Origin of the sequence: Nostocoides sp., from assembly GCF_037045025.1 — a bacterium.
Taxonomy (GTDB): Bacteria; Actinomycetota; Actinomycetes; order Actinomycetales; family Dermatophilaceae; genus Nostocoides_A.
This window is the reverse complement of sequence record NZ_JBAOHM010000003.1, coordinates 1-24,403: the sequence shown is the minus strand read 5'-3', so window position 1 is coordinate 24,403 and position 24,403 is coordinate 1. Positions and strand designations below refer to the sequence as shown.

The window sequence follows — 24,403 nt, the reverse complement described above, 5'->3', positions numbered from 1 at the left end:
TCTCTCCCTTCGCTTCGGGTGCCTTCAGTATTGGACGTGCTGGTTGGTGCGCCGGCGGATCATCGTGACCTCGTCCCGGTTGGAGCCGATCGGGCCGATGTAGTTGAAGAAGTAGGCCAGCTGCGCATACCCACCGATGATGTGGCTCGGCTTGATCATGATCCGGGTCAGCGAGTTGTGGATGCCGCCGCGTTTGCCGTCGCGCTCGGTCAGCGGGACATCGATCAGGCGGTCTTGGGCGTGATGCATGTAGACGGTCCCCTCGGGCATCCGGTGGCTGACCACCGCGCGCGCGGCGACGACGCCATTGCGGTTGACCGCCTCGACCCAGTCGTTGTCCTTGATCCCGACCTTGGCCGCATCGACATCGGACATCCAGATCGTCTGCCCGCCGCGGGAGAGGCTGAGCATGAAGAGGTTGTCCTGGTATTCGCTGTGGATCGACCACTTGTTGTGCGGCGTCAGATAGCGGACCGAGACGCCGTCGTTGTTCTGCTCGCCGATCGGTTTCTCCCCGAAAAGGATCGTCATGTTGAGCGGCGGCCGGTAGACCGGCAGGGACTCACCCATGCCGAGCACCCAGTCGTGGTCGAGATAGAAATGCTGCCGCCCGGTCAGGGTGTGGAAGGGCTTAGCGCGCTCTACGTTGATCGTGAACGGGCTGTAGCGCCGCCCACCGGACTCCGAACCGGACCACTCCGGTGAGGTGATGACCGGGACCGGCTGGATCTGGGTGTCGGCGAAGGTGATCTGCTTGCCCTCGTGCTCGGCCGACAGGTCGTGCAGTTCGGTGCCGGTGCGCTTCTCGACGTTCTTGAAGCCCAGAGTCGCCAGATGCCCGTTGGTCGTCCCGGACAGGTGCAGGATCGCGTCCGCCATGTGGATGTCGGTCTCGAGCCTCGGCTGGCCCGCGCCGACGCCACTGGCCACGGTGCCGTTGCGGTGCCGCAGGATCTCGACCTCGCGCTTCACGTCATACGGCACGCCCTTGGTCAGCATGCCGACGTTCTCCATCAACGGGCCGATGGAGGTGAACTTCTCGTAGGTCGCGGGGTAGTCGCGTTCGGCGACCACGAGAACCGGCATGGTCTTGCCCGGAACCGGCTCGACGTCGCCGGTGCGCCAGTCGAGGACGCGTCCGTGGACCGTCGCCATCGCCTCCGGCGTGTCATGCCACAGCGGCTTGGCGACGACATCCTTTCGGACACCCAGGTGATCGGCGGCCAACGCGGAGAAGCGTTTGGCGATCGCCTTCCAGGTCTCCCAGTCCGACTTCGACTGCCACGGGGGCGCGATGGCGGGGTTGAACGAGTGGACGAAGGGGTGCATGTCCGTGGTCGAGAGGTCGTGCTTCTCATACCAGGTCGCCGCCGGGAGGATGACATCGGAGAAGAGCGTCGAACTCGTCATCCGGAAGTCGAGCGTCGTCAGCAGGTCGAGCTTGCCGGTGGCCGCCTCCGGTGCCCACGCCACGGTGGCCGGACGCTTGCCCTCGGGCGCCTCGGCCGCGGTCGCGCCGTCGTCGGTGCCGAGGAGGTGCCGCAAGAAGTACTCGTTGCCCTTGGCGCTGGAGCCGAAGAGGTTCGAACGCCACAGGCTGAGAATGCGCGGATGGTTCTCCTCCGCCTCCGGGTCCTCGACGGCGAACTTCAGCTTGCCCGACTTCAGTTGCTGGACAACATATTCCGGTGGTGTCAAGCCGGCGGCCTCGGCCTCGTCGGCGAGCGTCAGGCTGGACGTGGTGAACGTCGGGTAGCTCGGCGTCCAGCCCAGCCGCACCGACTGGGCGAGCAGGTCGATGATGCTCTTGCCCGCGAAAACCTCGGTGCCGCAGTCGATCTCGTTGGCGTTGAACGTATCGTAGCGGTACTGGCTGGTGTTGACATACCAGTAGGCCGTCTGGTTCATGTGCCGCGGCGGGCGGTGCCAGTCCAGCGCGAAGGCCATGTGCTGGAAGCCCATGATCGGGCGGATCTTCTCCTGGCCGACATAATGCGCCCAGCCGCCGCCGTTGCGGCCCTGACAGCCGGTGATCGTCGTCAGGAGCAACATCGCCCGATAGATCTGGTCGGAGTGATACCAGTGATTCGTCCCGGCGCCCATGAGGATCATGCCGCGACCCTGGGTGGCGACGGCGTTCTGGCCCCATTCGCGGGCCAGCCGGACGACCTGTTGCGCGGGCACGGAGGTGTAGCGCTCCTGCCAGGCGGGCGTCGCGGGCACGCTCGGGTCGTCGTAGCCGGTCGGCCAAACGCCCGGGAGCCCCTCGCGCGCAACGCCGTAGTGGGCGAACAGCAGGTCGAGGACTGTGGTGACCAGCCGATCGCCAAGGCGCTTGACCGGCACCCCGCGCGTCTCATAGGCGACCTGCCCGTCGGCGGCGTCGAACCGTGGGAACCGGACGAGCGCGGTGTCGTCCCGCACGGCATACAGACTCAGGGCGGGCGTGATCTCGCCCAGGTCGAGGTTCCACTTGCCCCAGCCGTCCTCGCCGTAGCGGAAGCCGAGCGAGCCGTTGGGGACCGCGATCGCTCCGGTCGCCTCGTCAAAGACGACCGGCTTCCACATCGCGTTCTCGGAGTCCTTCTCCGGGATGTCCAGGTCACCGGCGACGACATTCTTGCCCGCGGTGTAGCTGCCGTCCTCGCCCGGCTCCACCGCGATGAGGAAGGGAAGATCCGTGAACCGGCGGTTGTAGTCGACGAAGAAGTCGACCTGCTTGTCCGCGAAAAACTCTTTGAGGACAACATGTCCCATGGCCATCGCCAGGGCGCCATCCTCACCGGGGTTGCAGGTGACCCACTCGTCGGCGAACTTGACGTTCTCGGCGTAGTCGGGGGCGACGGCGATGACCTTTTGCCCGCGATAGCGCGCCTCGGTCATCCAGTGGGCGTCCGGGGTGCGGGTTAGGGGAACATTCGAGCCCCACATGATCAGGTAGCCGGCATCCCACCAGTCGCCCGACTCCGGGACGTCGGTCTGGTCTCCGAAGACCTGCGGGGAGGCGTTGGGCAGATCGGCATACCAGTCATAGAAGGAGAGCATCGGGGCGCCGATGAGTTCAAGGAAGCGCGCTCCCGAGGAGTAGGACACCGGCGACATCGCCGGGATCGGGGAGAAGCCGGCGATCCGGTCCGGACCCCAACGCTTGACCGTGTAGACGTGCGCGGCGGCGACGATGTCGACGACCTCTTCCCACGTGGAGCGGACAAGGCCGCCCTTGCCGCGCGCGCTCTTGTAGCGCTTGGCCTTCTCGGGGTCCTGGACGATCGACGCCCACGCGAGGACGGGATCGCCATACTGCTGACGCGCCTCCCGGAACATCTCCAGCAGCACACCACGGACATAGGGGTAGCGAATCCGGTTGGGAGAGTAGGTATACCAACTGAACGCGGCACCCCGAGGACACCCCCGCGGTTCATACTCCGGCTTGTCCGCGCCGGTTGACGGATAGTCCGTCTGCTGCGCTTCCCAGGTGATGATGCCGTCCTTGACATAGACCTTCCACGAGCACGACCCGGTGCAGTTGACGCCGTGGGTGGAACGGACGACCTTGTCGTGACTCCACCGGTCACGATAGAAGGAGTCACCCTGTCGACCCCCGATGGCATGCAGCGTGCGCTTATCGGCGGACACCTCGGCCCGCGTGAAGAATCGCCGGGTCCCGACGAGTGCGTCGGCGAGCGGCCCGTCGAACCCCTGGCGGGATGTCGTGTCGGTCATGACGAAGTGCTCTCCTGACGGCTCGGATTCGGCGCCTGGGGACCGCGCGCCTCGAAGGGGGTGGATGTGGACACGCGCGCCCGGCATACGTTGGGATGCACGAAGGGCTCCAGACTGCTTTGGGCGCCGGTCTCGCCGAGCTGCTGCAGCGTCCCGGTGATCAAGCCGCGGTGGATGCCGCAGACGACAGCCGGGTGGGTTCTAGCGAGTTCCAGGAACGGGCAGTCAACAATCGTGATCTCGGCGGTGCGCCCGTCACGGGAGGTGCTGACCTCGGGGGTGTAGCCGAAGTCGCGCAGCACATCGACCATCTGGCCGATCTTGCTCAGCCATTGACCGGATGTCGCTGCGGGTGACCCACCGCCGTTGTGGACATGCGTGCGGGCCCACTCCTGCCCGGCCTGCTCCGGCGTCAGGCTTTCACCGGTCTCGGTGTGGCGGGTGAAGGTCCGGGTGAGCAACTCCGCCAGGACACGAAAGGCGCCCTCCGGGTGCTCGCCGAGATCGAGGGAGCCGGGCGCCACGGCATACCTTTTGTGGGGCCGGCCGGCGGCCCCGCTGCGGGCGACCCAGGTGGTGACGATGCCGGCGGTGACGAGCTGATCGAGGTGGAAACGCACGCTGGTGACGTGCATATCGAGCATGTCCGCGAGTTGGCTGGCGGTCAGCCCCGAGGGCTCGCCGGGGTCACCTCGGCCGTAGGCGTGGAGCAGGTCGACGATCCGCCGGCGCACGGGCGAGGCGAGTAGTTCTGCGCCCACCGGCTCGTCCGTGGCATCCATGCGTCCGTTCCCATGATTTGGAGGAATCGTCTCTGGACCCCAATGAAACCACACCGGTCCGCGGGCGTACGAGGGTAGGGAACCCGGCGCATGCGGGGCCGCGAGCCGCGTGTAGTCTCGGGGATTGGAGAATTGATAGGAATTCGACCTCCATACCCGAGGAGCGGAACCGTCCATGAGCACCGCATCCACCCGAACCTCCGGGGAGTGGCTCCAGGCCTGGGATCCCGAGGACGAGGCCGGCTGGGATTCCGGCCTGGCGTGGCGCACCCTGTGGATCACCACCTTCTGCCTGACCCTCGCCTTCATCGCGTGGTTCCTGCCGAGCGCGATCATTCCCAAGCTGAACTCACTGGGCTACACGTGGACCAAGAGTCAGCTCTACTGGATGGCCGCGATGCCGGGCCTGGCCGCCGGTCTGTTCCGGCTGGTGTGGATGGTGCTGCCCCCGATCATGGGCACCCGGAAGATGGTCTCGCTAAGCACCGTGCTGCTGATCGCCTCCACGCTCGGCTGGGGAGTCCGCGTGCAGCAGCCGACGGCGCCCTATTGGGAGCTGATGGTGCTGGCCTTCCTCGCCGGCATCGGGGGCGGCGTCTTCTCCGGCTTCATGCCCTCGACCTCCTTCTTCTTCCCCAAACGGATGCAGGGAACGGCGCTCGGTCTGCAGGCCGGGCTCGGCAACTTCGGGGTCTCGGTCGTCCAGTTGCTCACGCCCTACCTGATCGCGATGTCCGGGCTGGCCATCTTCGGCGCCTCGCAGGTCCTGAAGACCGCGGGCAAGCCGGACAAGGAGGTGTGGTTCCAGAACGCCGCGTTCGTGTGGATCCCGTTGATGATCATCGGCGGCCTGCTCGCGTGGACGATGCTGAAGTCGGTGCCGATCAAGGCCAACATCAAGCAGCAGTTCGACATCTTCGGGGGCCAGGACACCTGGTGGATGACGCTGATCTATATCATGACGTTCGGCACCTTCTCCGGCCTGGCCGCGCAGTTCGGTCTGCTCATGGCCAACCTCTATGGCTCGGGCAATGAGCAGGTCGTCTCCGGAACCGGCGCTGCCGCAAAGGTTTTGATCGAGGGGTATGCCGTGCCCGACCCGGTCAAGTACGTCTTCCTCGGCCCGCTGATCGGCGCCGGAGCCCGCGTCGTCTTCTCGCCGTTGACCGACCGGATGGGTGGCGCCAAGTGGTCGCTCGTCTCCGGAATCGGCCTGATCGCCGCGATCATTTACACGATCCCGTCATTGTCGCCGGACTACTCCTCCGCGGCCGCCCTTAAGGGTGACTTCACCCAGTTCCTCTGGGGCATGCTGGCGATTTTCCTGTTCTCCGGCATCGGCAATGCCTCGACGTTCAAACAAATGCCGATGATCTTCGAGCGCCGCCAGGCCGGTGGCGTGATCGGCTGGACCGCGGCGATCGCGGCCTTTGGGCCGTTCTTCTTCGGGGTCGGCGTCAACCTGCTCGGACCGGTGGCCTTCTATTGGATCGGGGTCGCCTGGGCGATCATGTGCACCGCGATCGTCTGGATGCGCTATGCCCGTCCCGGGGCGCCCAAGCCCAGCTGAGCACCGCTGTCCGGCGGCGCTACCGGGCCCGGGAGGATTCTGACTACGATCGCAGGCGCCCCTTCCACGGACCCGCCAGCGAGGACTTCACCGATGAAGATTGCGCTCGATCCCACCCCCTTCCACCATGACTACGCGCTGCTGGAGTTCCCGGCCCTGGTCGCCGAGCTCGGGTTCGAGCACATCCAGCTCACGCCGCACCGCGACTTCATTCCGTTCTTCAAGGCGCCCAAGGCCAACGACGACCTGGCCAAGAAATTCAAGCGGGCCTGCGACGCCGCGGGCATCACCGTCGCCTCGGTGCTGCCAGTGCTGCGCTGGTCGGGCCCGGAAGAGTGGCAACGCGAAGCCGCGGTGCGCTACTGGAAGCGCGCAATCGCGCTGACCACGTTGTTGGACTGCAACGTGATGAACACCGAGTTCTCCGGGCGCCCGGAGGACCAGGAACGCTCCGAGGCGTGCTTCTACAAGTCGATGGAGGAGTTGTTGCCGATCTTTCAGACCGAAGGCATCGACGTTCGCATCGACCCGCATCCCGATGACTACTGCGAAGACGGCCTCGAGGCCATCCGGGTGATCCGCGGCCTGAACTCCCCGAATGTCGGCATGGTCTATGTCGCCTGCCACACCTACCATATGGGTCACCCGATGGCCGAGATCATGCGGGAGGCGGGCGACCTCATCCGGCTGGTTCACGTCGCCGACACGATGGATCACCACGCCAGTCACGGCCTGCGCTATATCTCCAACCCGCCCGGCAACACCGTGCGGGTTCACCAGCACCTCAAGATCGGCGACGGCGACCTGGACTGGGACGAGTTCTTCGCGACCTTGGGCGAGATCGGCTTCTATGACCGCGAGGGCACGGTGATGTGCTCCTCGGTTTTCGCCGAGGACGAAAGCGCCCACGAGGTCTCGCGCTACCAGCTCAAGACCATCCAGGACTACGTCGCGGCGCACCGCGGCGGGAACGCTGAGGACGCGACGTGAGCGAGCACCCGCAGGCCGACCCCAGCAAGGCGGTCAATCCGCAGGAGCGCTATTCCAAGCTGACGATGGGCGTCTGCCCCGACCAGTGGGGCGTTTGGTTCCCGATGGACGACAAGCAGATCCCGTGGGAGAAGGCTCTCGACGAGATGGCCGAGGCCGGGTTCTCGGTCATGGAGACCGGGCCGTTCGGGTACTTCCCGAAGGATCCGGACCGCCTCGCCGAGGAGATGGGCAAGCGTGGCTTCCGGGTCGTGGCGGGAACGGGCTGGGGGATCTTGCACAAGGCCGAGGCCTGGCCCGAGACCGAGCGCTTCTTCCGCGAGATCGGCCAGACACACGCCGCCGTCGGGGCGCAGTTCGTCGTGCACCTGCCGCCAATGTACCGCGACGAGAAGACCTGGGCATACACCGACGACCGGGAGCTGTCGACCCAGGCGTGGAATCTCTACATCACCAACGCCAACAAGCTCGGCCGGATCATGAAGCAGGACTATGGGTTAACGATGGTGCTGCACCCGCATGGTGACTCGCACATCGAGACCCCGGAGGAGATCGCCCGCGTCTTCGAGGCCACCGACCCCGAGTACGTCTCGTTTTGCCTGGACACCGGCCACATCGTCTATGGCGGCGGCGACCCGATCGAACTCGCCAAGCGATATCCCGAGCGGATCGGTTATGTCCACATCAAGGCGATGGATCCGGTGCTCGTCAAGCGAGCCCACGACGAGGACTGGCCGTTCGGGAAGGCCGTCGCCGACGGTGTCTCGGTCGCGCCGCCGGCGGGACTGCCCAGCATGCCGGACCTGATCGAGGCGCTCGCCGAGCTCGACAAGGAGCTGTATGTCGTGACCGAGCAGGACATGTACCCGATCGCCGAGCCGGGCCAGCCGCTGCGGATTGCCACGGAGACCCGCAAGTTCCTCGCCGAGCACGGACTCGGTCAAGTTTGATCCCGAGAAGGGCTCTTAGCTTAGCCGAAGAGGGAGACGGTCTGGCGGGAGATGGCGACCGGCTCGCCAGCGGCCGTGTAGACCCCGGCGTGCGAGTGCGCGTAGCCATTGTGGGCCGCGTCGGTCGTGACGTCGTAGCGCCACAGGGCGCCCGGGTCCGGGTCGGGCGGGCGCAGCAGCTCGATCGTCCACGTGAGCGAACTCAACCCGGCCGGGCGGGTCAGCAGCTGACCGGCCGAGGGCGGCCAGACGTCGACGAGCGCCACGAACAGCGGCAGGCTCAGCGTGCGCGGTGGCTCGCGGAAGCGCATGAAGCCGGTCAAGTCGCCGGTGGCGGCTGCGCTGAACGGCAAGCCGCCGGTGGCGATCCGCATGTCGATGTGGGCGAAGAACTCGGGAGCCAGCCCGGCGACATACGGGATGGGCGCAAGCGAGTGCGGGTCGGGAGCGGGCCGGCTCGGGCCGGGGGCGGTGACCTCGACCGCCGACTCCCGCTCAACGCCGCACGCGGCCAATAGGACCGCGCGCACCGTCTCAGCGCCGCTGGGCTCGTCCGGCTGCACCAGGTGCACCTCAACCTGAGTTGCCGAGCTGCCGCGGCGCAGCAGCGTCGCCTCCAGCCGGGCCGGCCCCGGGGCCACCGGGGCGACGAACGAGGTCGTCGCGGCGCGCAGCGTTGCCGGGTCGAGGTCGAAGGCGCCGAGTGCCCGGGCGAGCAGGACCCCGGTGACCACGCCGCCGAAGGTCGCTCGGCCCTGGCCCCATCCCTGGGGAACCTCCACGCGGTCGCCGGTGGTGGCCGCGTCGAAGAGGGCATCGAGGGGGTGAGTGGTCATTCCGCGATGCTAGGTCACGCGGTTTAGAGTGGGGCAACGTGTCTGCTTCTGCCTCTCGGCACCTCGGAATGGGCGCGATCCCGCACGATGGTGGCGTGACCTTCCGGGTGTGGGCGCCCCATGCCCGGCACGTCGCGGTCGTCGGCGACTTCTGCGGCTGGGACCGGAACCGCAAGACGATGCTCCGCCGCGACTCCGCCCGATCCGGCACGTGGTCGGCCTTGGTCCCGGGGGTGGACGTCGGCAGCGAGTATCGCTTCCTGGTGCGCCGAGGCGGACCCTACCTATCCAAGATCGACCCCTTTGCCCGAGCAGTGACCCACTCCGCCGGCAATGCCGTGGTCTTTGACCCACGGCGCATCGACTGGGGCACAGAACAGTTCACGATGCCGGGCTGGGACGAGCTGGTCATCTATGAGATCCACATCCCGACCTTCGCGGCGGACCCGGACGGCCGCGGCGACTTCGATCACGCGATTGCCCGCCTGGACCATCTCGCCTGGCTCGGGGTCACCGCCGTCGAGGTGATGCCGCCCTTCGAGTTCGCGGGGACGATCAGCTGGGGTTACAACCCCGCCCACCTGTTCGCGATCGAGAGTTCATATGGCGGTCCACTCGCCTTCGCCCGGTTCGTCCGCGAGGCCCACGCCCGCGGAATCGCCGTCATCCTCGACGTCGTGCATAACCATCTGGGCCCCAGCGATCTCGACTTGTGGCGCTTCGACGGCTGGGGCAAGCGCCGCTACGGCGGGGCCTACTTCTACAACGACCGTCGCGCTGACACCCCGTGGGGAGCGACCCGACCCAACTACGGCCGCAAGGAGGTTCGCAACTTCCTGCGGGACTCCCTGGTGATGTGGCTGGAGGACTTCCGGGTCGACGGGTTGCGCTTCGACGCGACCAACTACATTCGGTCGCGGTGGGGCGATGTGCACTACGGGGCGCACCAGATTGCCGCCGGGCACCGCTATCTCGCTAGCGTTACGGCGGATCTGCGCTCGCGGCAGCCGTGGAAGTTGCTCATCGCCGAGGACATGCAATGCGATCCGGTTGTCACCCAGCCGAGTTCGTCCGGCGGGCTGGGTTTTCACACCCAATGGGACGCCGGCTTCGTCCACCCGGTCCGCGCGGCCCTGCTCGCGCCCAGGGACGAGGACCGGAATGTGCACGCCGTGGCTGCCGCGATGGCCGGGACCGGTCTGTCCACCGCCCATGAGCGGGTGGTCTTCACTGAGTCGCACGACGAGGTCGCCAACGGCAAAGCCCGTGTGCCCGAGGAGATCACGCCCGGGAACGCCGATTCCTGGTATGCCCGCAAGCGCGCGGCGCTCGGTGTCGCGATCACCATGACGTCCCCCGGAATCCCCATGCTGTTCCAGGTCCAGGACTTCCTGGAGGACGGCTGGTTCGACGACACCCGACCCCTGACGTGGGACAAGCGCCACTGGCACAGCGGCTTCCTGCATCTGGTCAGGGAGTTGATCTCGTTGCGCCGCAACAGGGCCGGCGTGACTCGAGGGTTGACGGGACGGTGTGCGCGGATCGTGTCGCTCGATGACCGGCGCAAGCTCATCGTCGTGCACCGCTGGGATCGCGGCGGGCCGGGCGACGACACGATCGTCGTCCTTAACCTGTCGACGCAGCTGGTTCGCGGCCACCGGGTCGACTTCCCACATGACGGGTGGTGGCGGCTGCGGTGCAACACCGATTCGCCGCAGTTCGGCGTCGGCGTCGGCTTCGGCTCGGCGTGCGCGGGTGACGTCGAGGCGCGGTGGGGAACAGCCGAGGTCGACATCGGCCCGTATGCCGCACTCGTATACTCGCAGTAGCGAGTTCGGCTAGGTGCCGCAATAGGTGACGTGCCGCTCGGTGAATCCTGACGGCGCAGGCTCGGCGAGGTCGGCGAGTCCGGGGCGAGCTGCATACGGATCACTAATGGCGGCAAGCAGCCGCTCGAACGGGCCGAGGTCACCCGCGAGTGCCGCGGTGAGCGCCCCCTCGACGAGGTGGTTGCGCGGGACGTATGCCGGATTGACGGCATCCATGGCCGCGGCCGTCGCGCTCGGCTCGCCCGCCAACCGCGCCTCCCATCGTGCGAGCCAATCCGGCTGCACCCCAGGGACATTATCCGTGCCGCCGCGCAGGTGGTCGGCCAGCAGGCGCCAGGTGGTGGTGTAGTCGGCCTGCGCTCCGGCCATCGCTGCGAGCAGGTCGGCGATCAGCCTTTCGTCCTGTGGCTGGGCGTCAGGCAGACCAAGTTTGGTCCGCATCAACTCCAGCCAGGCCGCGTGGTATCGCTCGCCGAACGCGTCCAGCACGGCGGTTGCATCGGCGATGGCGCGCTGCGGGTCGGAGCCGATGAGCGGCAGCACCGTCTCGGCGAGCCGGCTGAGATTCCACACCGCGATCGCCGGTTGGTGGCCGAAGCGGTAGCGGCCGCCGGTGTCGATCGAGGAGAAGACCGTGTTCTCGTCGTAGCGCTCGAGCCACGCGCACGGACCGTAATCGATCGTCTCCCCGGAAATCGTGGTGTTGTCGGTGTTCATGACGCCGTGGACGAACCCCACGGCCATCCACCGGGCGATCAGCTCGGCCTGGGCGGTGACCACCGCGTCGAGGAAGCCGAGCGCTCCGTCGGCGCCGGGATGGTGGCGGGCAGCGGCATACGCGAGCAGGCGGGGGAGCAGGGTAGCGCGCAGCTCGGGCTGCAGCGAGCGGGCGACGACCTCGAAGGTGCCGACCCGCAGGTGCGAGGCGGCGACCCGGGTGAGCACGGCGCCGGGCACCATCGTCCCGTCGCGGAAGACGCGGTCGCCGGTCGTGACCGCGGCCAGCGCGCGGGTGGTCGGAATCCCGAGGGCGTGCATGGCCTCCCCGAAAAGGTATTCGCGCAGAACGGGTCCCAGCACGGCACGGCCATCGCCGCCACGGGCGAAGGCGGTCCGGCCCGAGCCCTTGAGCGCGATGTCGCGCAGCGCTCCGTGACGGTCGCGAACCTCCCCCAACACAACCGCCCGGCCATCCCCGAGGAGCGGCGAGAATCCCCCGAACTGGTGGCCGGCATACGCCTGCGCGACCGGCGTGCTGCCGGGGAGGACCTCGCGGGCACCGAGGACGGCCAGGGCCTGGGCACTGCCCAGCCAGGCCGGGTCGATGCCCAGGTCGCCAGCCAGCGCGTCGTTTGCGGCCACCAGCCGTGGCGCCGGCCCGTCGTCCGCGACCGGCGGGAGGAGGGGAGCCCAGGGTTGGACGATCTCCGGCAGCGCGGCCGCATAGTCGCCGAGCAGGACCGGTGTCGTCATCCGGCCACGCTACCCCGGCGGCCTTCCGGTTCGAGGTGTCGGCGGCGACGGCTCGATACCATTCCGCGTGCCCATGCGTCGAGAGCTGCAGGATGTGCTCACCACCTTCGGCGGGGACTACCGCTTCCGGCGCATCGGCTGGACCGACGAGATCGTGTTCTCGCTGTATGGCGACCCCGCCACGCTGGAGAGCAAGGAGGTGGTCGCGCTGGCCGACACGGTGATGGAGAACGAGTTCCGGCTTGCCGTGACCGTTTCGGCGACCGCGGCGTTCGGGCTGCGGATGACCGCCCGTGCCGAGCAACACAAGACGCTGTGGAGCTGGGATCGGCGTCAGAAGATCCGGTGCGAGTTCGGCGACCCTCGGCTCGATGCCGGGTATCGCTGCCGGACCACCGATGTCCAGCTGGCCGGTCGGGTCCTGGCCGACCCGTTGCTGCGGCAATGGATGGCGTTCATCTGCGCCAAGGACGTCAACGTCGAATATCACGCGGCGGCGCCCGGCCCGGACGGCGTCATTGCGTTGGTGATCGAGCCGATGCGGCGCAGTTCGCCGGCACCGGTCCACCTGTGCCAGGCCGTCGGCAGCGTCATCCGGGCGCTACGCACCACCGGTCTCGTCCGCTGATCGCGGCCGGCGCGTGGCACACTCGGTCGGCATGGATATCACCACCGTCATCCTCGAGGAGCACGCCGAGCAGCGGCGCCTCTTTGCGATGTTGCAGGAGATCGGCGACTCCGACTTAACCGCGTTGCAGGCCGTATGGCAGCGGCTGCGCGACCTGCTCGAGGCGCACGCGGAGGCCGAGGAGCGGGTGTTCTATCCCGAGCTGCTCAAGTCGGGCAAGGGCGCGGCCGACGCCGACAGCGCGGAGGACGAGACCGAAGACGCGATCGAGGACCACAACGACATCCGCGACGCGGCCGCCGCGGTCGCGGCCGAGGATCTCGGCAATGCCGCCTGGTTCGACGCGCTCGCCGAACTCGACGAGGCCAACGGCGACCACATGGCCGAGGAGGAACGCCAGGGCCTGGCCGACATGCGGGTCAACTTCTCACTGCAGCAACGCCACGACCTCGCGATCGCGTTCATGTCCTTCATGAACCGCCACCGCGACGGCGTCACGCCCGTCGACAAGGACCCCGAAGCCTATGTCGCCGAGGGTGGCGACGTCACCAAGAGCGCCAAGGACTAACCTGCCCGCTCTGCCCCCCTTCTGGCCGCCTGAGCAACTTCTGCTAGCAGAACTTCCTTGCCCCCCAATAGCTTGCAACCTACTGGGAGGTCGACTAACTGCTGCTAGCAGAAGTTCGTTAGTTAGTTAGTTAGTTGTCACGTATGCCGTCCCGCGCCCCCTCGCCCACCCGGGCCCGCGTCGGCGTCTCGACGCTGTTCTTCACCAACGGTGTGCTGTTCAGCGCGATGCTGCCGCGCTATCCCGAGATCAAGGCGGCCTTCGGGCTGAGCGACACGGCATTCGGCTTCCTGGTCGTCGCCTTTGCCGTCGGGGCATTGACCGCGGCAGGGGCGGCCGGGCCACTGGTGCGCCGGTTCGGGGCACGCCTGGTTGCCGGTGGCGGGTCGGTGCTGCTCGCCGCCGTGCTCGCGCTCGCCGCGTCCAGCCGCACGGTCGCACTCTTTGCGGTGGCGCTCCTCGTCGCGGGGTTGGTCGACGCGATTGTCGACGCGGCGCAAAACGTCCAGGGGATTCTCGTCGAGGAGTGGTTCGGACGCTCGATCATCAATTCGCTGCACGCGGTGTGGAGCTTGGGCGCGACCGCGGGCGGGCTGATCGGCACCTGGGCGGCGGCGCAGGACGTCCCGGTGGGGACGCAGGTCCTCGTCATCGGCATCCTGTTTGGGGCGGTCGCGGTGGTGTCGGCGATCCTGTCGTCGACGCCGCTGGACGGCGGGGTTCCCGAGCCGCAGGACGCCGAGGCCGACGAGGGCTCCACGGTGGGACGCCCGTGGCGGCTGCTGATCCCGCTCGTTGTCCTGGCGATCTGCGGAGCGCTGATCGAGGATGTCGCCAACAGCTGGGCGACGCTGTTCATGATGCGGGAGGCCGGGGCGGCGGCGGGGATCGCCGGGTTCGGCTACACCGTGGTGCTCGCGAGTCAATTCGTCGGCCGGCTGCTCGGCGACCCGATGACCGACCGGTGGGATCGCGACGTCGTGGCCCGCGCTGGTGGGCTGGTCATCGCCGCCGGTGTCCTTCTGGCCATTCTCGGGGCTGGACCGGCGCCCGCGCTGATCGGGTTCGGGCTGATGGGCTTTGGCTGCGGCACGCTCGTCCCCGCCGCGTATGCCGCCGCCGGTCGCCTCCCCGGCTTCCCGCGCGGCACCGGGGTGGCGATTCTCGGCTGGCTGATGCGGATCGGCTTCCTGGTCACCTCGCCGGCGATCGGGGCGATCTCCGACTGGGCCGGCCTGCGGATCGCCTTCGTCGTCCCGCTGGCCGCCGGCCTGATCGCCGCGGGCATCGCCCACCGGCTGGCGCTCGCCAATCGGCGGACCCCCTGAGCCGGCACGCGATCAGGTCAGGTCGAGTTCGACCGTCACGCGGGTGTGGTTGCGCCGCACCTCCCTAAAGCCCGCGTCCGCGAAGGTGCTCAACACGCCGGTGAACAGGTCGGAGCCGGGACGTTTGCCGGCCGAGGTGTCCGTCGGCCGGGCCCGCAGCGTCCGGGCGCCCTGCTCCCGCGCGAGGTCGATCGCCGCTGCCAGCAGTGCTGCGGACACACCCGTGCGCCGGTGGCCGACCCGAACGACGAAGCAGGTGAGGAACCACTCTCCGGCCTGCGGGTCGTGCCGGGCGTTCAGCCGCGGGAAGCGGTCGCGCGGGCCGACCTGGGCCCACCCGACCGGCTCGTCATCGGCATACGCGATCAGGCCGGCGGGCGGATCGCAGGCAGCCACCTGCTTCTTGAGCGCTGCGCGGTTGGCGTTCTTGCCGCGGTTCCACTCCGGATCGGCGAAATACTGGCAAAAGCACCACGACGGGTCGCCTTTGCTGCCGAACACCGTGCGCACGTCGTCCCAGCGGGCCGCCTCGGCGGCGTGGACGGTGATCATCGGGCGGCCTCCAGGGTGGGTGTGAGCGCGGCCTCGGCCGCCCGCAGGCGGCTGGTGGTGACGCGCGAGGCAAAGACGAACGCCGCCAGGGTCAACCCGATCGCCGCGGCGGTGAACGGGGCGTGGACCCCCATGCTGCGCCCGAGCACGCCGCCGGTCAATGCCCGAGCGGCACCACGCCGAGGACGATCAGCCGGTATGCCGCGGTCACCCGCCTCAGCGCATCATCACGCCCTTGACGCCAACCGTAAAGGCACAACCCATCACGACCGTCGAGACGACTTCCTCAGCCCCACTGTCGCCACCCCCAAGCCCCCTCCGCACCCGAGGTGTCGCTCAACAGTTGACCCGAACCGGTGGCGTCCAAGACGCGGATTTCTCGCCGGACGGCAAGACGATCGTCTTCGATCATGGAGATCCCAACGGGACCAGGGACCTCTACCTGATGCGCTCCGACGGCACCGGCGTGCGCCGGCTGACCAACACACCGAATCGCACCGAGGGGAAGAGACCTACTCCAGCCAGGCCTTTTCGCCGGTCTGGTCGCCGGACGGCCGCAAGCTTGCCGTGCCATGCGACCGGAAGGGGGCGCCCACATGGGCCGCGTATGACCGCGCGTCATGAACGCGGACGGCAGCAACCGGGTGGTCGTCAAGTACGGAATCAACGACAAGCGCGAGATCGCCCCGGTCGCCTGGCGCGCCGGCTGACGGCTGCTCGCCACCGCGCGGCGATCAGCCGGTCGTCGGGGCTCGGTCGAGCAGGGTGTTGAGCAGCGCGGCGCCGGTCTGGGCGTCGGGGACGGTGATCGTCAGGTCGGACGCGCCCGAGCGGGTGATCCGCAGCCCGGGTCCGCGGCGGGTCACGATGGCCTGGCCGTTGCCGGAGAGGCGATAACCCCACCCGCCATACTTCATCGGATCCACCTTGACCGCGCGCGCAGAGGTGATGTGGGACAAGGGTATTCGCCGGTGGAAGACGCCCATCCGCCAGGTCAGCCCCTCCTGATCAACCCGCACCCGCACCCCCGTCAGGCTGGCCACGACCGCCGCTGCGGCGAGGGTGATTCCGCTGCCGACAAGTTCGTGAGTGAGCAGATAGATCCCGCCCGCGAGGATCACCAGGGCGCCGGCCGCGACCAGGACGATCGGGCTGGCGTCGTGGCTGGTCCACACCGCGCGCTCGTCCCGGCGCAGCGGCAGATGGGGCAGTTCCGAGCTGGCCGGCCGGGGGCCACCGGGCGAGGGCGGTGCCAGCCAAAACGTGAGGCCGGCCGCCGCGAAACCCGCGGCGACCGCCAGTGCGAGCCCGACGCCCGGAAGCCGGGCCTGGTGCGCATCGGTCAAACCGCGCTGGGCATGCACGCCCGACAACGACAACACCGTGATGAACACGGCTAAGCCGCTGGAGAGCGTGGCCCCGAAGCGGCGCAGTTGGCCGCGGCCGACGAGGGCGAACGTCGCGAGCAAGACCAACGGGAAGCCGACGGTGAAGCCCAGCGTTGCGATCAGGTTCCCGGTCCAGGACATGAACCCGTTGGCTCGCCCGGAACCGTCGAAATGTGTGGCCAACGGGCTCGGCAGGTCCGCCCGCCACCGGCGCAGGAGGACGATGGTGACGGCAGTGCAGGCCAGCAGCACGGCAAGCGGGACGCCGATGTCCCGAAGTCGAGCCGGACGGCCACCGGTCGCACCAGTGCCGCCCGGTTGGGCCTGGCGGGTATCGCCGGTCATGACTGCGCTCCTTCATCGACTACCTGGTGAATTTGGTTGAGGGACATCCCGTTTCGACGTCCCACGGCGAGAAGTTGGCGGACTGCTTCGGCGACCTCGACGCGGCTGGAATCCACATCGGCGACCACCGCCCCGCGCCCGCGGCGCACCTGGAGGATCCCCTCGTCGCGCAGTGCGGCATACGCCCGAAGGACGGTGTGCATGTTGACGCTGAGCGAGTCGGCGAGATCGCGGGCCGGAGGCAGGCGCTCCCCGGCGCCAAGCTCGCCGCGTGCGATGGCGCCCCGGATTGACGCGGCCAATTGGTCGTATAGCGCCGCCGAGGAGTTCGGGTCGACGCGGAGCAGCATACGATCATCCTAGTTGTTCTAGGAAAACTAGAACAAGATAGCTTGGTCACAACTGGCCACCAAGTGGCGCCGAAGGGTGGCGGCGAGGTGTGCCGATGACCTGGTGAGCGGTAGGTTCGGTGGCAACCGCTCATCTCCTGAGAGGAAGACCGTGCGCATCGTCGTGCCCAAGGAGAGCCGCCCCGGCGAAACCCGCGTGGCGGCCACCCCGAAATCTGTCGAACAATTAATCAAACTCGGCTACGACGTGGCCGTCGAGAGCGGCGCCGGACACGCCGCGGCATACGAAGACAGCGCGTATGCCGCGGCCGGCGCCGACGTCGTCCCCGCCGAGCAGGCCTATGACGGAGACATCGTCTTCAAGATCAATGCCCCCAACGACGAGGAGCAGGACCGGCTGCGGCAAGGCCAATTCCTCATGTCGCTGATGGCACCGGCGCTCAACCCCGACCTCGTCGAGAAGCTGCGTGCCCGCGGCGTCACGGCGATGGCGATGGATGCCGTGCCCCGCATCAGTCGCGCCCAGGCGCTCGACGTGCTCTCCTCGATGGCCAACCTCGGCGGCTACCGGGCGATCATCGAGGCGGCCAACGAATACGGCGGGATGTTCACCGGCCAGGTCACCGCCGCCGGCAAGATGCCGCCGGCGACCGTGCTCGTCGTCGGTGCCGGCGTGGCCGGGCTCGCGGCGATCGGCACGGCCAACAGCCTCGGCGCGGTGGTCAAGGCCTTTGACGCCCGCCAGGAGGTCGCCGACCAGGTCGAGTCGATGGGCGGGGAGTTCCTCCGGCCCAACCTCGAGGGCCTGGACACCGGCCCGTCCGCCGACGGCTACGCCAAGGAGATGGGCGAGGAGTTCAACCAGCGCACGACCGAGATGTATCGCGAGGTCGTCCCCGGCTGCGACATCATCGTCACCACCGCGCTGATCCCGGGCCGGCCCGCGCCGCGGATCATCGACGAGGCGATGGTCGCCTCGATGAAGCCCGGCTCGGTGATCGTCGACATGGCCGCGTCCAACGGCGGCAACGTCGCCGGCGCCAAGGCCGACGAGGTCGCGGTCACGGACAATGGCGTCAAGATCCTCGGCTACACCGACCTGCCCGGTCGGCTGCCGACCCAGGCCTCCCAGCTGTATGGCACCAACCTGGTCAACCTGATGAAGCTGCTCACCCCCGAGAAGGACGGCCAGCTCGTCCTCGACATGGACGATGTCGTCCAGCGCGGTATGACGGTTGCCCGCGACGGCGAGCTGCTCTGGCCGCCCCCGCCGGTCCAGGTCTCCGCGGCGCCAGCTGCGGCACCGGCCGCTGCGGCGCCCGAGCCGAAGCCGGTCAAGAAGCCGATGGCGCAAAGCACCCGGCTCGGCATCATCCTCGCGCTGGCGTTGCTCTTCCTGCTCCTCGCGGCCTTCTCGCCGCCGCCCTTCCTTGGCCACTTCATGGTGTTCATGCTGTCCGTGGTCATCGGCTTCTATGTCATCGGCAATGTCCACCACGCCCTGCATACGCCGCTGATGTCGGTGACCAATGCGATCAGCGGGATCATCGTCGTCGGCGCCCTGCTTCAAGTGGGGCATCACGGAAAGCTGTGGGTCTCGATCCTGGCGTTTATCGGGGTGCTGGTCGCCACGATCAACGTGTTCGGCGGGTTCACCGTCACCGACCGAATGCTCGACATGTTCAAGCGGGAGGACGCAGTCTGATGGACATCGCATCGACCCTCGTCCAAGGCGCCTATATCGTCGCCGGGCTGCTGTTCATCCTCGCCCTGTCGGGCCTGTCCAAGCACGACACGGCCCGCATGGGCAACCGCTACGGCATCGCCGGTATGGCGATTGCCCTCGTCGTCACGATCCTCGCCGCGACCATTGGCGTGAACGATGGCGGGGTCGTGGAGACGGGTCTGACCGGCCTCACGTGGATCCTCCCTGCCATGATCATCGCCGCGATCATTGGGGTGACGGTCGCCAGACGGGTCGAGATGACCCAGATGCCCGAGCTGATCGCGATGCTGCACAGCTTCGTCGGTCTGGCTGCGGTGCTGGTCGGCTGGAACTCCTCCTATGAGACCGAGGTCGCCTATCCGAAGGTGCACGACGTCGAGGTCTTCGTCGGTGTGTTCATCGGTGCGGTCACCCTGACCGGCTCGATCGTCGCCTATCTGAAGTTGTCGGCCAAGATCCGCAGCGCCCCGATGATGCTGCCGGCGCACAACATGGTCAACCTCGGGATCATCGTCGCGTTCATCGTCATGACCGTCATCTATGTGGCGATCCCGCACGACAACGATCTGGCCCGGCAAAGCCTGCTCGGCGTCATGACCTTAATGGCGCTCTTCCTCGGCTGGCACCTGGTCATGTCGATCGGCGGCGGCGACATGCCGGTCGTCGTCTCGATGCTGAACAGCTACTCCGGGTGGGCCGCGGCCGCCGCGGGCTTCCTGCTCAGCAACGACCTGCTGATCATCACCGGCGCGCTGGTCGGCTCCTCCGGTGCCTTCCTGTCCTACATCATGTGCAAGGCGATGAACCGCTCGTTCATCTCGGTGATCGCCGGCGGGTTCGGTGTCGAGGGTGGCACGGCCGCCGCCGATACCGACTACGGCGAGCACCGCGAAATCCAGGCCGAGGGGGCCGCCGAGCTGCTCGACGGCGCCAAGGACGTCATCATCACCCCCGGCTACGGCATGGCCACCGCCCAGGCCCAGCACGCCGTCGCCGAGCTGACCAAGGTGTTGCGGGCCAAGGGCGTCAACGTCCGCTTCGGCATCCACCCGGTCGCCGGCCGGTTGCCCGGCCACATGAACGTGCTGCTCGCCGAGGCCAAGGTGCCCTATGACATCGTCCTGGAAATGGACGAGATCAACGACGACTTCCCCGAGACCGACGTCGTCCTGGTCATCGGCGCCAACGACACCGTCAACCCGGCCGCCCTGGACGACCCGGGCAGCCCAATCGCCGGTATGCCGGTGCTGCACGTCTGGGAGGCCAAGGACGTGATCGTGTTCAAGCGCTCGATGGCGACGGGGTATGCGGGTGTGCAGAACCCGCTGTTCTTCAAGGAGAACACGCAAATGCTCTTCGGTGACGCCAAGGCGCGGGTGGAGGACATCCTCAAAGCGCTGTGAGCCCTCGCTGGGACAGCGGGGGGAGCGGCCCAATCCGGGCTGTTCCCCCCGCTCGCTTTGTTCCCGAGTCCTGTCCTTAGGTGCCGGTCATGCTCGGCAGGCGGCCATCCTGGGGATCGCCGGGATATCCGGCGAGGCGGCTGCTGCGGTAGCCGTAGAGGAAGTAGACGACGAAGCCGAGCACGAGCCAGATCAGGAAACGCAGCCAGGTCTCGACCGGCAGGGTCAGCATCAGATAGGCGCAGATCGCGGCCGACAGCCACGGCAGGAAGGGACTGAACGGCACCCGGAATGGCCGGTGGAAGTCCGGCCGGCGCTTGCGCAGCACCGGGACGGCCACAGACACCAGGAAGAAGGCCGACAGCGTGCCGATGTTGATCATGTATTCCAGCTTGCCGACCGGCGTGAACGCGGCGGTCAGCGCGATGAGCGTGCCGAGGCCGGCAGTGATCTTCAGCGGGGTGCCGGTCTTGGGGTTGACCTTGCCGAGGTTGGGCGGCAACAGCCAGTCGCGCGACATCGCAAAGACGACCCGGCTGGCACCGATGATCAGCGTCATGACCACCGTGGTCAGGCCCGCGACAGCGCCCGCCGAGATCAGCGTCGCATACCCCGGCTTGCCGACCTGCTCGAATGCCCCTGCGAGGGAACCGGCCGCCTCCAGGTCGGTGTACTTGACCATCCCGGTGAGCACCAGCGCGGTGGCGCAATAGAGGATCGTGCAGATGATCAGTGATCCGATGATGCCGCGGGGCAGATCGCGTGCCGGGTTCTTGGCCTCCTCGGCGGTCGTGGCGACCACATCGAAGCCGATGTAGGCGAAGAAGACCAGGGAAGCGCCGGCCATCACGCCGAGCCAGCCGTAGTGCGCCGGGGTGTAGCCGAAGGCCCACTGGATCAGCGGTGACTCCATGGTGGAGACGGTCTTGCTCGGCTGGCTCGGCGGCACGAACGGCGAGTAGTTGTCGCGGTTGATGTAGCCGATCCCGGCGATGATCACGAACAGGACGATGAAGACCTTGAGCGCGACGAGCGCCATGTTGACGCGCATCGATTCCTTGATGCCGATGCTGACCAGGATCGTCAGCACGGTGACCAGGAGGAAGGCCGGCAGGTCGAAGTGCGAGCCATAGCCGATCGACGCCGGGATCGTGATTCCGAGGTGGTCGAGGAAGATCCCGAGGTAGGCCGACCAGCCCTGCGCGACCACGCTGGCCCCGAGCAACAGCTCGAGCAGCAGGTCCCAGCCGATGATCCACGCGATGATCTCGCCGAGACTGGCATACGAGAAGGTGTATGCCGATCCGCTGACCGGGATCGCCGAGGCGAACTCGGCGTAGCAGAGGGCGGCGAGCCCGCAGCATACGGCAGCGATGACGAATGAGATGATCACGGCCGGGCCGGCCTGGTCGGCGGCGGCGCGGCCGGCGACGGTGAAGATCCCGGCACCGATGACGACCCCGACACCGAAGACGGTCAGGTCGAGAGCGGTGAGCTTTTTCTTGAGCTGGTATTCGGGCTCATCGCCTTCACGGATGGTCTGCTCGATGGACTTGGTCCGCATCACGCTCATGACCGCTCCTTTCCTCGCTTCTTGATGGGCTTGACGTGCGGTGCTCGGTAGGTGGGGATTTCGTCGGTGTCCGGCCCTTGGCGCTGGACCGGGCTGCGGTTGTCGGGCGGCGTGCCGGGAGGCGGCGAGTAGTGGGCGACCTGGTGGCCGGTCAGGCGGCGGGCCTGTCTGCGGGCCTGGCTGGCCGCTCGGGCCGCGGCGCCACGCCGCGGGGTGTCGACGTGGACCATCTCGCCGCCGGTCACGGCGTCGTTGAGGCGGCGATAGACCTGCGTCGGATAGCGAGTGAAGCGAATGTCGTGCAGCGACTGGTCCTGGCCGGCGCTCTCGATCGTGATCGTGCCGAAATTGAACAACCGGCCGATCAGCGAGCGCTCCAGGCGCAGGTCGGTGACCTTGCCCAGGCGCATCACCGGCACCTTGCGCACGATGATGCCCTCGGTCTTGAGCACCCGCTGGTCGGTTGCGACGAAGCAGTTGTTGCGTCGCTCCAGCTCGCTCCACCCGAGCCAGCCCAGCGCCCCCAGCCAGGCGAAGAGCAACAGCGGGCTCGGCAGCTCGTTGCCCAGCAGCGTCGAGATCAGCACGAAGCTCATCAACAGCAGCAACGCCACCGGCTTCCACAACACCATGACGTGCTGGTGGACGTTGAGCTTGACCTCCTCACCGGCGGTGAGGTTGCGCCGCAACTCGCGGGAGGGCTCGGCGATGAGCGGGTACTCGACCCAGCCGGGGCGTTCCGCGTCGACCGCCATAGGCAGACCTTAGTGAGTTAGGTGCGCCGCAGGAGGGCGTCGAAGAACTCGAAGATGTTCCGGACCGCCTTGGCGATGATGTTCCACGCCGTCCCCACGATGTCGGCCGCGTCCCGGGGGTTGGTGAAGATGGCGTAGAGCAAGAAGATCACGATCAGCCACAAGACGATCTTCTTGATCGGGGGCGAGTTCACCGGTAAAACCTCCTGGACGGCCGCGGGTGGGTCGGGGCGCGGCGGCGAGCATACTCAGGGTAGGTGCGGGTGAGCACCTCTGGGGCCAGTGTGCCGCATGTTACGCCGGTGTCCGGACGTTGGGTGCGAATCGTTACCTGTCGAGCCAGGCCAGTCGGTGCCGGCTGACGCCGCCCAAAGACCGGTCAGACGACGCCATAGAGCCGGTCGCCGGCGTCGCCAAGGCCGGGGACGATGTAGCCGAGTTCGTTGAGCTTTTCATCGATCGAGCCGGTGACGAGCGTGATCGGCGGCGAGACATCGGCGAGGTCGGCTTCGAGCCGGGCGATTCCCTCCGGCGCCGCGAGCAGGGTCACCGGGGTGATGTCGCGCGCGCCGCGGTCGACGAGAAAGCGGATCGCATCGACCATCGAGCCGCCGGTGGCGAGCATCGGGTCGAGCACGAAGACCTGCCGGTCGGTCAGGTCATCGGGCAGGCGGTTGGCATAGGTCGTCGCCTCCAGGGTCACCTCGTTGCGCTGCATGCCGAGGAAGCCGACCTCCGCGCTCGGCAGCATCCGGACCATGCCCTCCAGCATGCCCAGACCGGCGCGCAGGATCGGGACAATGAGCGGCTTGGGTTTGGCCAGCTTGATCCCGGTCGTCGGGGCCACCGGGGTCTCGATCTCGAACGGCTGGGTCCGCACCTCCCGCGTCGCCTCATAGGCGAGCAGCGTCATCAGTTCCTCGGCCAGGCGGCGGAAGGTCGGGCTGTCGGTGCGCTTGTCGCGCAGATACGTGAGTTTGTGCTGGATCAGCGGATGGTCGGCGGTCAGGACGCGCATACCGGCAACCTATCCGGTGCTCGCCGAGCCGGGCGAGGCGGCAGACTGGCCGGGTGCCACCCCGTGATCCGTATGCCGCTTGGGTCGGCCGCGCGCTGATCGCGGCCCGCGCGTGCCTCGCCACGGGCGATGTGCCCGTGGGCGCGGTGGTGGTCGACGCTGGCGGCGCGGTGGTGGGCACGGGCTGGAATGTCCGTGAGGCCGAGGGCGATCCGGCGGGGCACGCGGAGGTGGTGGCGCTGCGCGAGGCGGCGCGGCATACCGGCTCGTGGCGGTTGGCCGGGTGCACGCTGGCGGTGACGTTGGAGCCGTGTCCGATGTGCGCGGGCGCGCTCATGCTCGCCCGGGTCGACCGGGTGGTTTTCGGCGCGTGGGACCCCAAGCTCGGCGCGTGCGGCTCGGTGTGGGACATCCCCCGCGACCGGCGAGCCACCCACCGGGCCGAGGTGGTCGGCGGGATCCGCGAGGCCGAGTGCGCCGCGCTGCTAACCGATTTCTTCGAGGCCCACCGACTCTAGTACCCTGCTCGGCGGTGGCGTGTCCGAGCGGCCTAAGGAGCGCGCCTCGAAAGCGCGTGTGGGGGCAACTCCACCCAGGGTTCGAATCCCTGCGCCAC

Annotated in this window: 22 protein-coding genes; 10 read left to right on the top strand and 12 right to left on the bottom strand. The window is 67.8% G+C overall.

Features of this window, described 5'->3' with window-relative positions; genetic code table 11:
- Positions 1–24: 24 nt before the first annotated feature.
- Positions 25–3,723, bottom strand: a complete 3,699-nt coding sequence (locus tag V9G19_RS00215) for a nitrate reductase subunit alpha (protein WP_462283490.1) — start codon at positions 3,721–3,723, stop codon at positions 25–27.
- A complete protein-coding gene (locus V9G19_RS00210; protein WP_462283489.1) occupies positions 3,720–4,505 on the bottom strand; it encodes a helix-turn-helix transcriptional regulator in 786 nt (261 codons plus the stop codon). Before V9G19_RS00210 ends, V9G19_RS00215 begins: the two co-directional genes overlap by 4 nt.
- A 175-nt stretch (positions 4,506–4,680) precedes the next feature.
- Here V9G19_RS00210 and V9G19_RS00205 point away from each other — a divergent pair, with 175 nt between their 5' ends.
- The 3 genes from V9G19_RS00205 (at position 4,681) to V9G19_RS00195 (ending at position 8,015) form a co-directional block, all read left to right on the top strand.
- Positions 4,681–6,075 carry an MFS transporter gene (locus V9G19_RS00205; protein ID WP_462283488.1) on the top strand — a complete coding sequence of 465 codons (1,395 nt, stop codon included), beginning with the start codon at positions 4,681–4,683 and terminating at the stop codon, positions 6,073–6,075.
- Positions 6,076–6,168: 93 nt separating this feature from the next.
- Positions 6,169–7,065 carry a sugar phosphate isomerase/epimerase family protein gene (locus tag V9G19_RS00200; protein WP_462283487.1) on the top strand — a complete coding sequence of 299 codons (897 nt, stop codon included), beginning with the start codon at positions 6,169–6,171 and terminating at the stop codon, positions 7,063–7,065.
- Positions 7,062–8,015, top strand: coding sequence for a TIM barrel protein (locus V9G19_RS00195; protein ID WP_462283486.1), 954 nt, complete (start codon positions 7,062–7,064; stop codon positions 8,013–8,015). The genes V9G19_RS00200 and V9G19_RS00195 overlap by 4 nt, the downstream gene beginning before the upstream one ends.
- Before the next feature lie 20 nt (positions 8,016–8,035).
- Here V9G19_RS00195 and V9G19_RS00190 read toward each other — a convergent pair whose 3' ends face one another.
- Complete coding sequence (locus V9G19_RS00190; RefSeq protein WP_462283485.1) at positions 8,036–8,851, bottom strand: acyl-CoA thioesterase; 816 nt, start codon at positions 8,849–8,851, stop codon at positions 8,036–8,038.
- Between the two features lie 38 nt (positions 8,852–8,889).
- Between V9G19_RS00190 and V9G19_RS00185 the strand changes: the two genes are divergently transcribed.
- Positions 8,890–10,680: an alpha-amylase family glycosyl hydrolase gene (locus tag V9G19_RS00185; protein WP_462283484.1), complete on the top strand. Its 1,791-nt coding sequence runs from the start codon at positions 8,890–8,892 to the stop codon at positions 10,678–10,680.
- Positions 10,681–10,689: 9 nt separating this feature from the next.
- Here V9G19_RS00185 and V9G19_RS00180 read toward each other — a convergent pair whose 3' ends face one another.
- Positions 10,690–12,153 carry a protein adenylyltransferase SelO gene (locus V9G19_RS00180; RefSeq protein WP_462283483.1) on the bottom strand — a complete coding sequence of 488 codons (1,464 nt, stop codon included), beginning with the start codon at positions 12,151–12,153 and terminating at the stop codon, positions 10,690–10,692.
- Between the two features lie 73 nt (positions 12,154–12,226).
- Here V9G19_RS00180 and V9G19_RS00175 point away from each other — a divergent pair, with 73 nt between their 5' ends.
- The 3 genes from V9G19_RS00175 (at position 12,227) to V9G19_RS00165 (ending at position 14,677) form a co-directional block, all read left to right on the top strand.
- Positions 12,227–12,781, top strand: coding sequence for a hypothetical protein (locus V9G19_RS00175; protein WP_462283482.1), 555 nt, complete (start codon positions 12,227–12,229; stop codon positions 12,779–12,781).
- A gap of 31 nt (positions 12,782–12,812) precedes the next feature.
- Complete coding sequence (locus tag V9G19_RS00170; protein WP_462283481.1) at positions 12,813–13,349, top strand: hemerythrin domain-containing protein; 537 nt, start codon at positions 12,813–12,815, stop codon at positions 13,347–13,349.
- A gap of 143 nt (positions 13,350–13,492) precedes the next feature.
- Complete coding sequence (locus V9G19_RS00165; protein ID WP_462283480.1) at positions 13,493–14,677, top strand: MFS transporter; 1,185 nt, start codon at positions 13,493–13,495, stop codon at positions 14,675–14,677.
- 12 nt (positions 14,678–14,689) lie between these two features.
- Here the strand turns inward: V9G19_RS00165 and V9G19_RS00160 are convergent, their stop codons facing one another.
- From V9G19_RS00160 to V9G19_RS00145, 4 genes are all read right to left on the bottom strand, one after another.
- Positions 14,690–15,229, bottom strand: a complete 540-nt coding sequence (locus tag V9G19_RS00160) for a GNAT family N-acetyltransferase (RefSeq protein ID WP_462283479.1) — start codon at positions 15,227–15,229, stop codon at positions 14,690–14,692.
- A complete protein-coding gene (locus tag V9G19_RS00155; RefSeq protein ID WP_462283478.1) occupies positions 15,226–15,390 on the bottom strand; it encodes a hypothetical protein in 165 nt (54 codons plus the stop codon). The genes V9G19_RS00160 and V9G19_RS00155 overlap by 4 nt, the downstream gene beginning before the upstream one ends.
- Before the next feature lie 573 nt (positions 15,391–15,963).
- Positions 15,964–16,962: a hypothetical protein gene (locus tag V9G19_RS00150; RefSeq protein ID WP_462283477.1), complete on the bottom strand. Its 999-nt coding sequence runs from the start codon at positions 16,960–16,962 to the stop codon at positions 15,964–15,966.
- Complete coding sequence (locus V9G19_RS00145; RefSeq protein ID WP_462283476.1) at positions 16,959–17,312, bottom strand: GntR family transcriptional regulator; 354 nt, start codon at positions 17,310–17,312, stop codon at positions 16,959–16,961. Before V9G19_RS00145 ends, V9G19_RS00150 begins: the two co-directional genes overlap by 4 nt.
- 151 nt (positions 17,313–17,463) lie before the next feature.
- Here V9G19_RS00145 and V9G19_RS00140 point away from each other — a divergent pair, with 151 nt between their 5' ends.
- Positions 17,464–19,017, top strand: a complete 1,554-nt coding sequence (locus tag V9G19_RS00140) for a Re/Si-specific NAD(P)(+) transhydrogenase subunit alpha (protein WP_462283475.1) — start codon at positions 17,464–17,466, stop codon at positions 19,015–19,017.
- On the top strand, positions 19,017–20,441 hold the full coding sequence (gene pntB / locus V9G19_RS00135; protein ID WP_462283474.1) for a Re/Si-specific NAD(P)(+) transhydrogenase subunit beta: 1,425 nt from the start codon (positions 19,017–19,019) through the stop codon (positions 20,439–20,441). The genes V9G19_RS00140 and pntB overlap by 1 nt, the downstream gene beginning before the upstream one ends.
- 76 nt (positions 20,442–20,517) lie before the next feature.
- On the opposite strand, the gene V9G19_RS00130 is transcribed toward pntB, so the two are convergent.
- The 4 genes from V9G19_RS00130 to upp form a co-directional block, all read right to left on the bottom strand.
- On the bottom strand, positions 20,518–22,014 hold the full coding sequence (locus tag V9G19_RS00130; protein WP_462283473.1) for an amino acid permease: 1,497 nt from the start codon (positions 22,012–22,014) through the stop codon (positions 20,518–20,520).
- A complete protein-coding gene (locus V9G19_RS00125) occupies positions 22,011–22,769 on the bottom strand; it encodes a PH domain-containing protein (protein ID WP_462283472.1) in 759 nt (252 codons plus the stop codon). Before V9G19_RS00125 ends, V9G19_RS00130 begins: the two co-directional genes overlap by 4 nt.
- Positions 22,770–22,786: 17 nt before the next feature.
- On the bottom strand, positions 22,787–22,963 hold the full coding sequence (locus tag V9G19_RS00120) for a hypothetical protein (protein ID WP_462283471.1): 177 nt from the start codon (positions 22,961–22,963) through the stop codon (positions 22,787–22,789).
- A gap of 185 nt (positions 22,964–23,148) precedes the next feature.
- The gene (gene upp / locus V9G19_RS00115; protein ID WP_462283470.1) at positions 23,149–23,787 is read right to left on the bottom strand and encodes a uracil phosphoribosyltransferase; all 639 of its coding nucleotides are present in this window, start codon (positions 23,785–23,787) and stop codon (positions 23,149–23,151) included.
- A gap of 53 nt (positions 23,788–23,840) precedes the next feature.
- Between upp and V9G19_RS00110 the strand changes: the two genes are divergently transcribed.
- On the top strand, positions 23,841–24,305 hold the full coding sequence (locus V9G19_RS00110; protein ID WP_462283469.1) for a nucleoside deaminase: 465 nt from the start codon (positions 23,841–23,843) through the stop codon (positions 24,303–24,305).
- Positions 24,306–24,403 lie beyond the last annotated feature (98 nt).

Bases quoted from the DNA above. Each gene is read 5' to 3' on its own strand.
- V9G19_RS00215 (WP_462283490.1), bottom strand. From the start codon at position 3,723: ATGACCGACACGACATCCCGCCAGGGGTTCGACGGGCCGCTCGCCGAC.
- V9G19_RS00210 (WP_462283489.1), bottom strand. From the start codon at position 4,505: ATGGATGCCACGGACGAGCCGGTGGGCGCAGAACTACTCGCCTCGCCC.
- V9G19_RS00205 (WP_462283488.1), top strand. From the start codon at position 4,681: ATGAGCACCGCATCCACCCGAACCTCCGGGGAGTGGCTCCAGGCCTGG.
- V9G19_RS00200 (WP_462283487.1), top strand. From the start codon at position 6,169: ATGAAGATTGCGCTCGATCCCACCCCCTTCCACCATGACTACGCGCTG.
- V9G19_RS00190 (WP_462283485.1), bottom strand. From the start codon at position 8,851: ATGACCACTCACCCCCTCGATGCCCTCTTCGACGCGGCCACCACCGGC.
- V9G19_RS00180 (WP_462283483.1), bottom strand. From the start codon at position 12,153: ATGACGACACCGGTCCTGCTCGGCGACTATGCGGCCGCGCTGCCGGAG.
- V9G19_RS00175 (WP_462283482.1), top strand. From the start codon at position 12,227: ATGCGTCGAGAGCTGCAGGATGTGCTCACCACCTTCGGCGGGGACTAC.
- V9G19_RS00170 (WP_462283481.1), top strand. From the start codon at position 12,813: ATGGATATCACCACCGTCATCCTCGAGGAGCACGCCGAGCAGCGGCGC.
- V9G19_RS00165 (WP_462283480.1), top strand. From the start codon at position 13,493: ATGCCGTCCCGCGCCCCCTCGCCCACCCGGGCCCGCGTCGGCGTCTCG.
- V9G19_RS00160 (WP_462283479.1), bottom strand. From the start codon at position 15,229: ATGATCACCGTCCACGCCGCCGAGGCGGCCCGCTGGGACGACGTGCGC.
- V9G19_RS00150 (WP_462283477.1), bottom strand. From the start codon at position 16,962: ATGACCGGCGATACCCGCCAGGCCCAACCGGGCGGCACTGGTGCGACC.
- V9G19_RS00145 (WP_462283476.1), bottom strand. From the start codon at position 17,312: ATGCTGCTCCGCGTCGACCCGAACTCCTCGGCGGCGCTATACGACCAA.
- pntB (WP_462283474.1), top strand. From the start codon at position 19,017: ATGGACATCGCATCGACCCTCGTCCAAGGCGCCTATATCGTCGCCGGG.
- V9G19_RS00130 (WP_462283473.1), bottom strand. From the start codon at position 22,014: ATGAGCGTGATGCGGACCAAGTCCATCGAGCAGACCATCCGTGAAGGC.
- V9G19_RS00125 (WP_462283472.1), bottom strand. From the start codon at position 22,769: ATGGCGGTCGACGCGGAACGCCCCGGCTGGGTCGAGTACCCGCTCATC.
- upp (WP_462283470.1), bottom strand. From the start codon at position 23,787: ATGCGCGTCCTGACCGCCGACCATCCGCTGATCCAGCACAAACTCACG.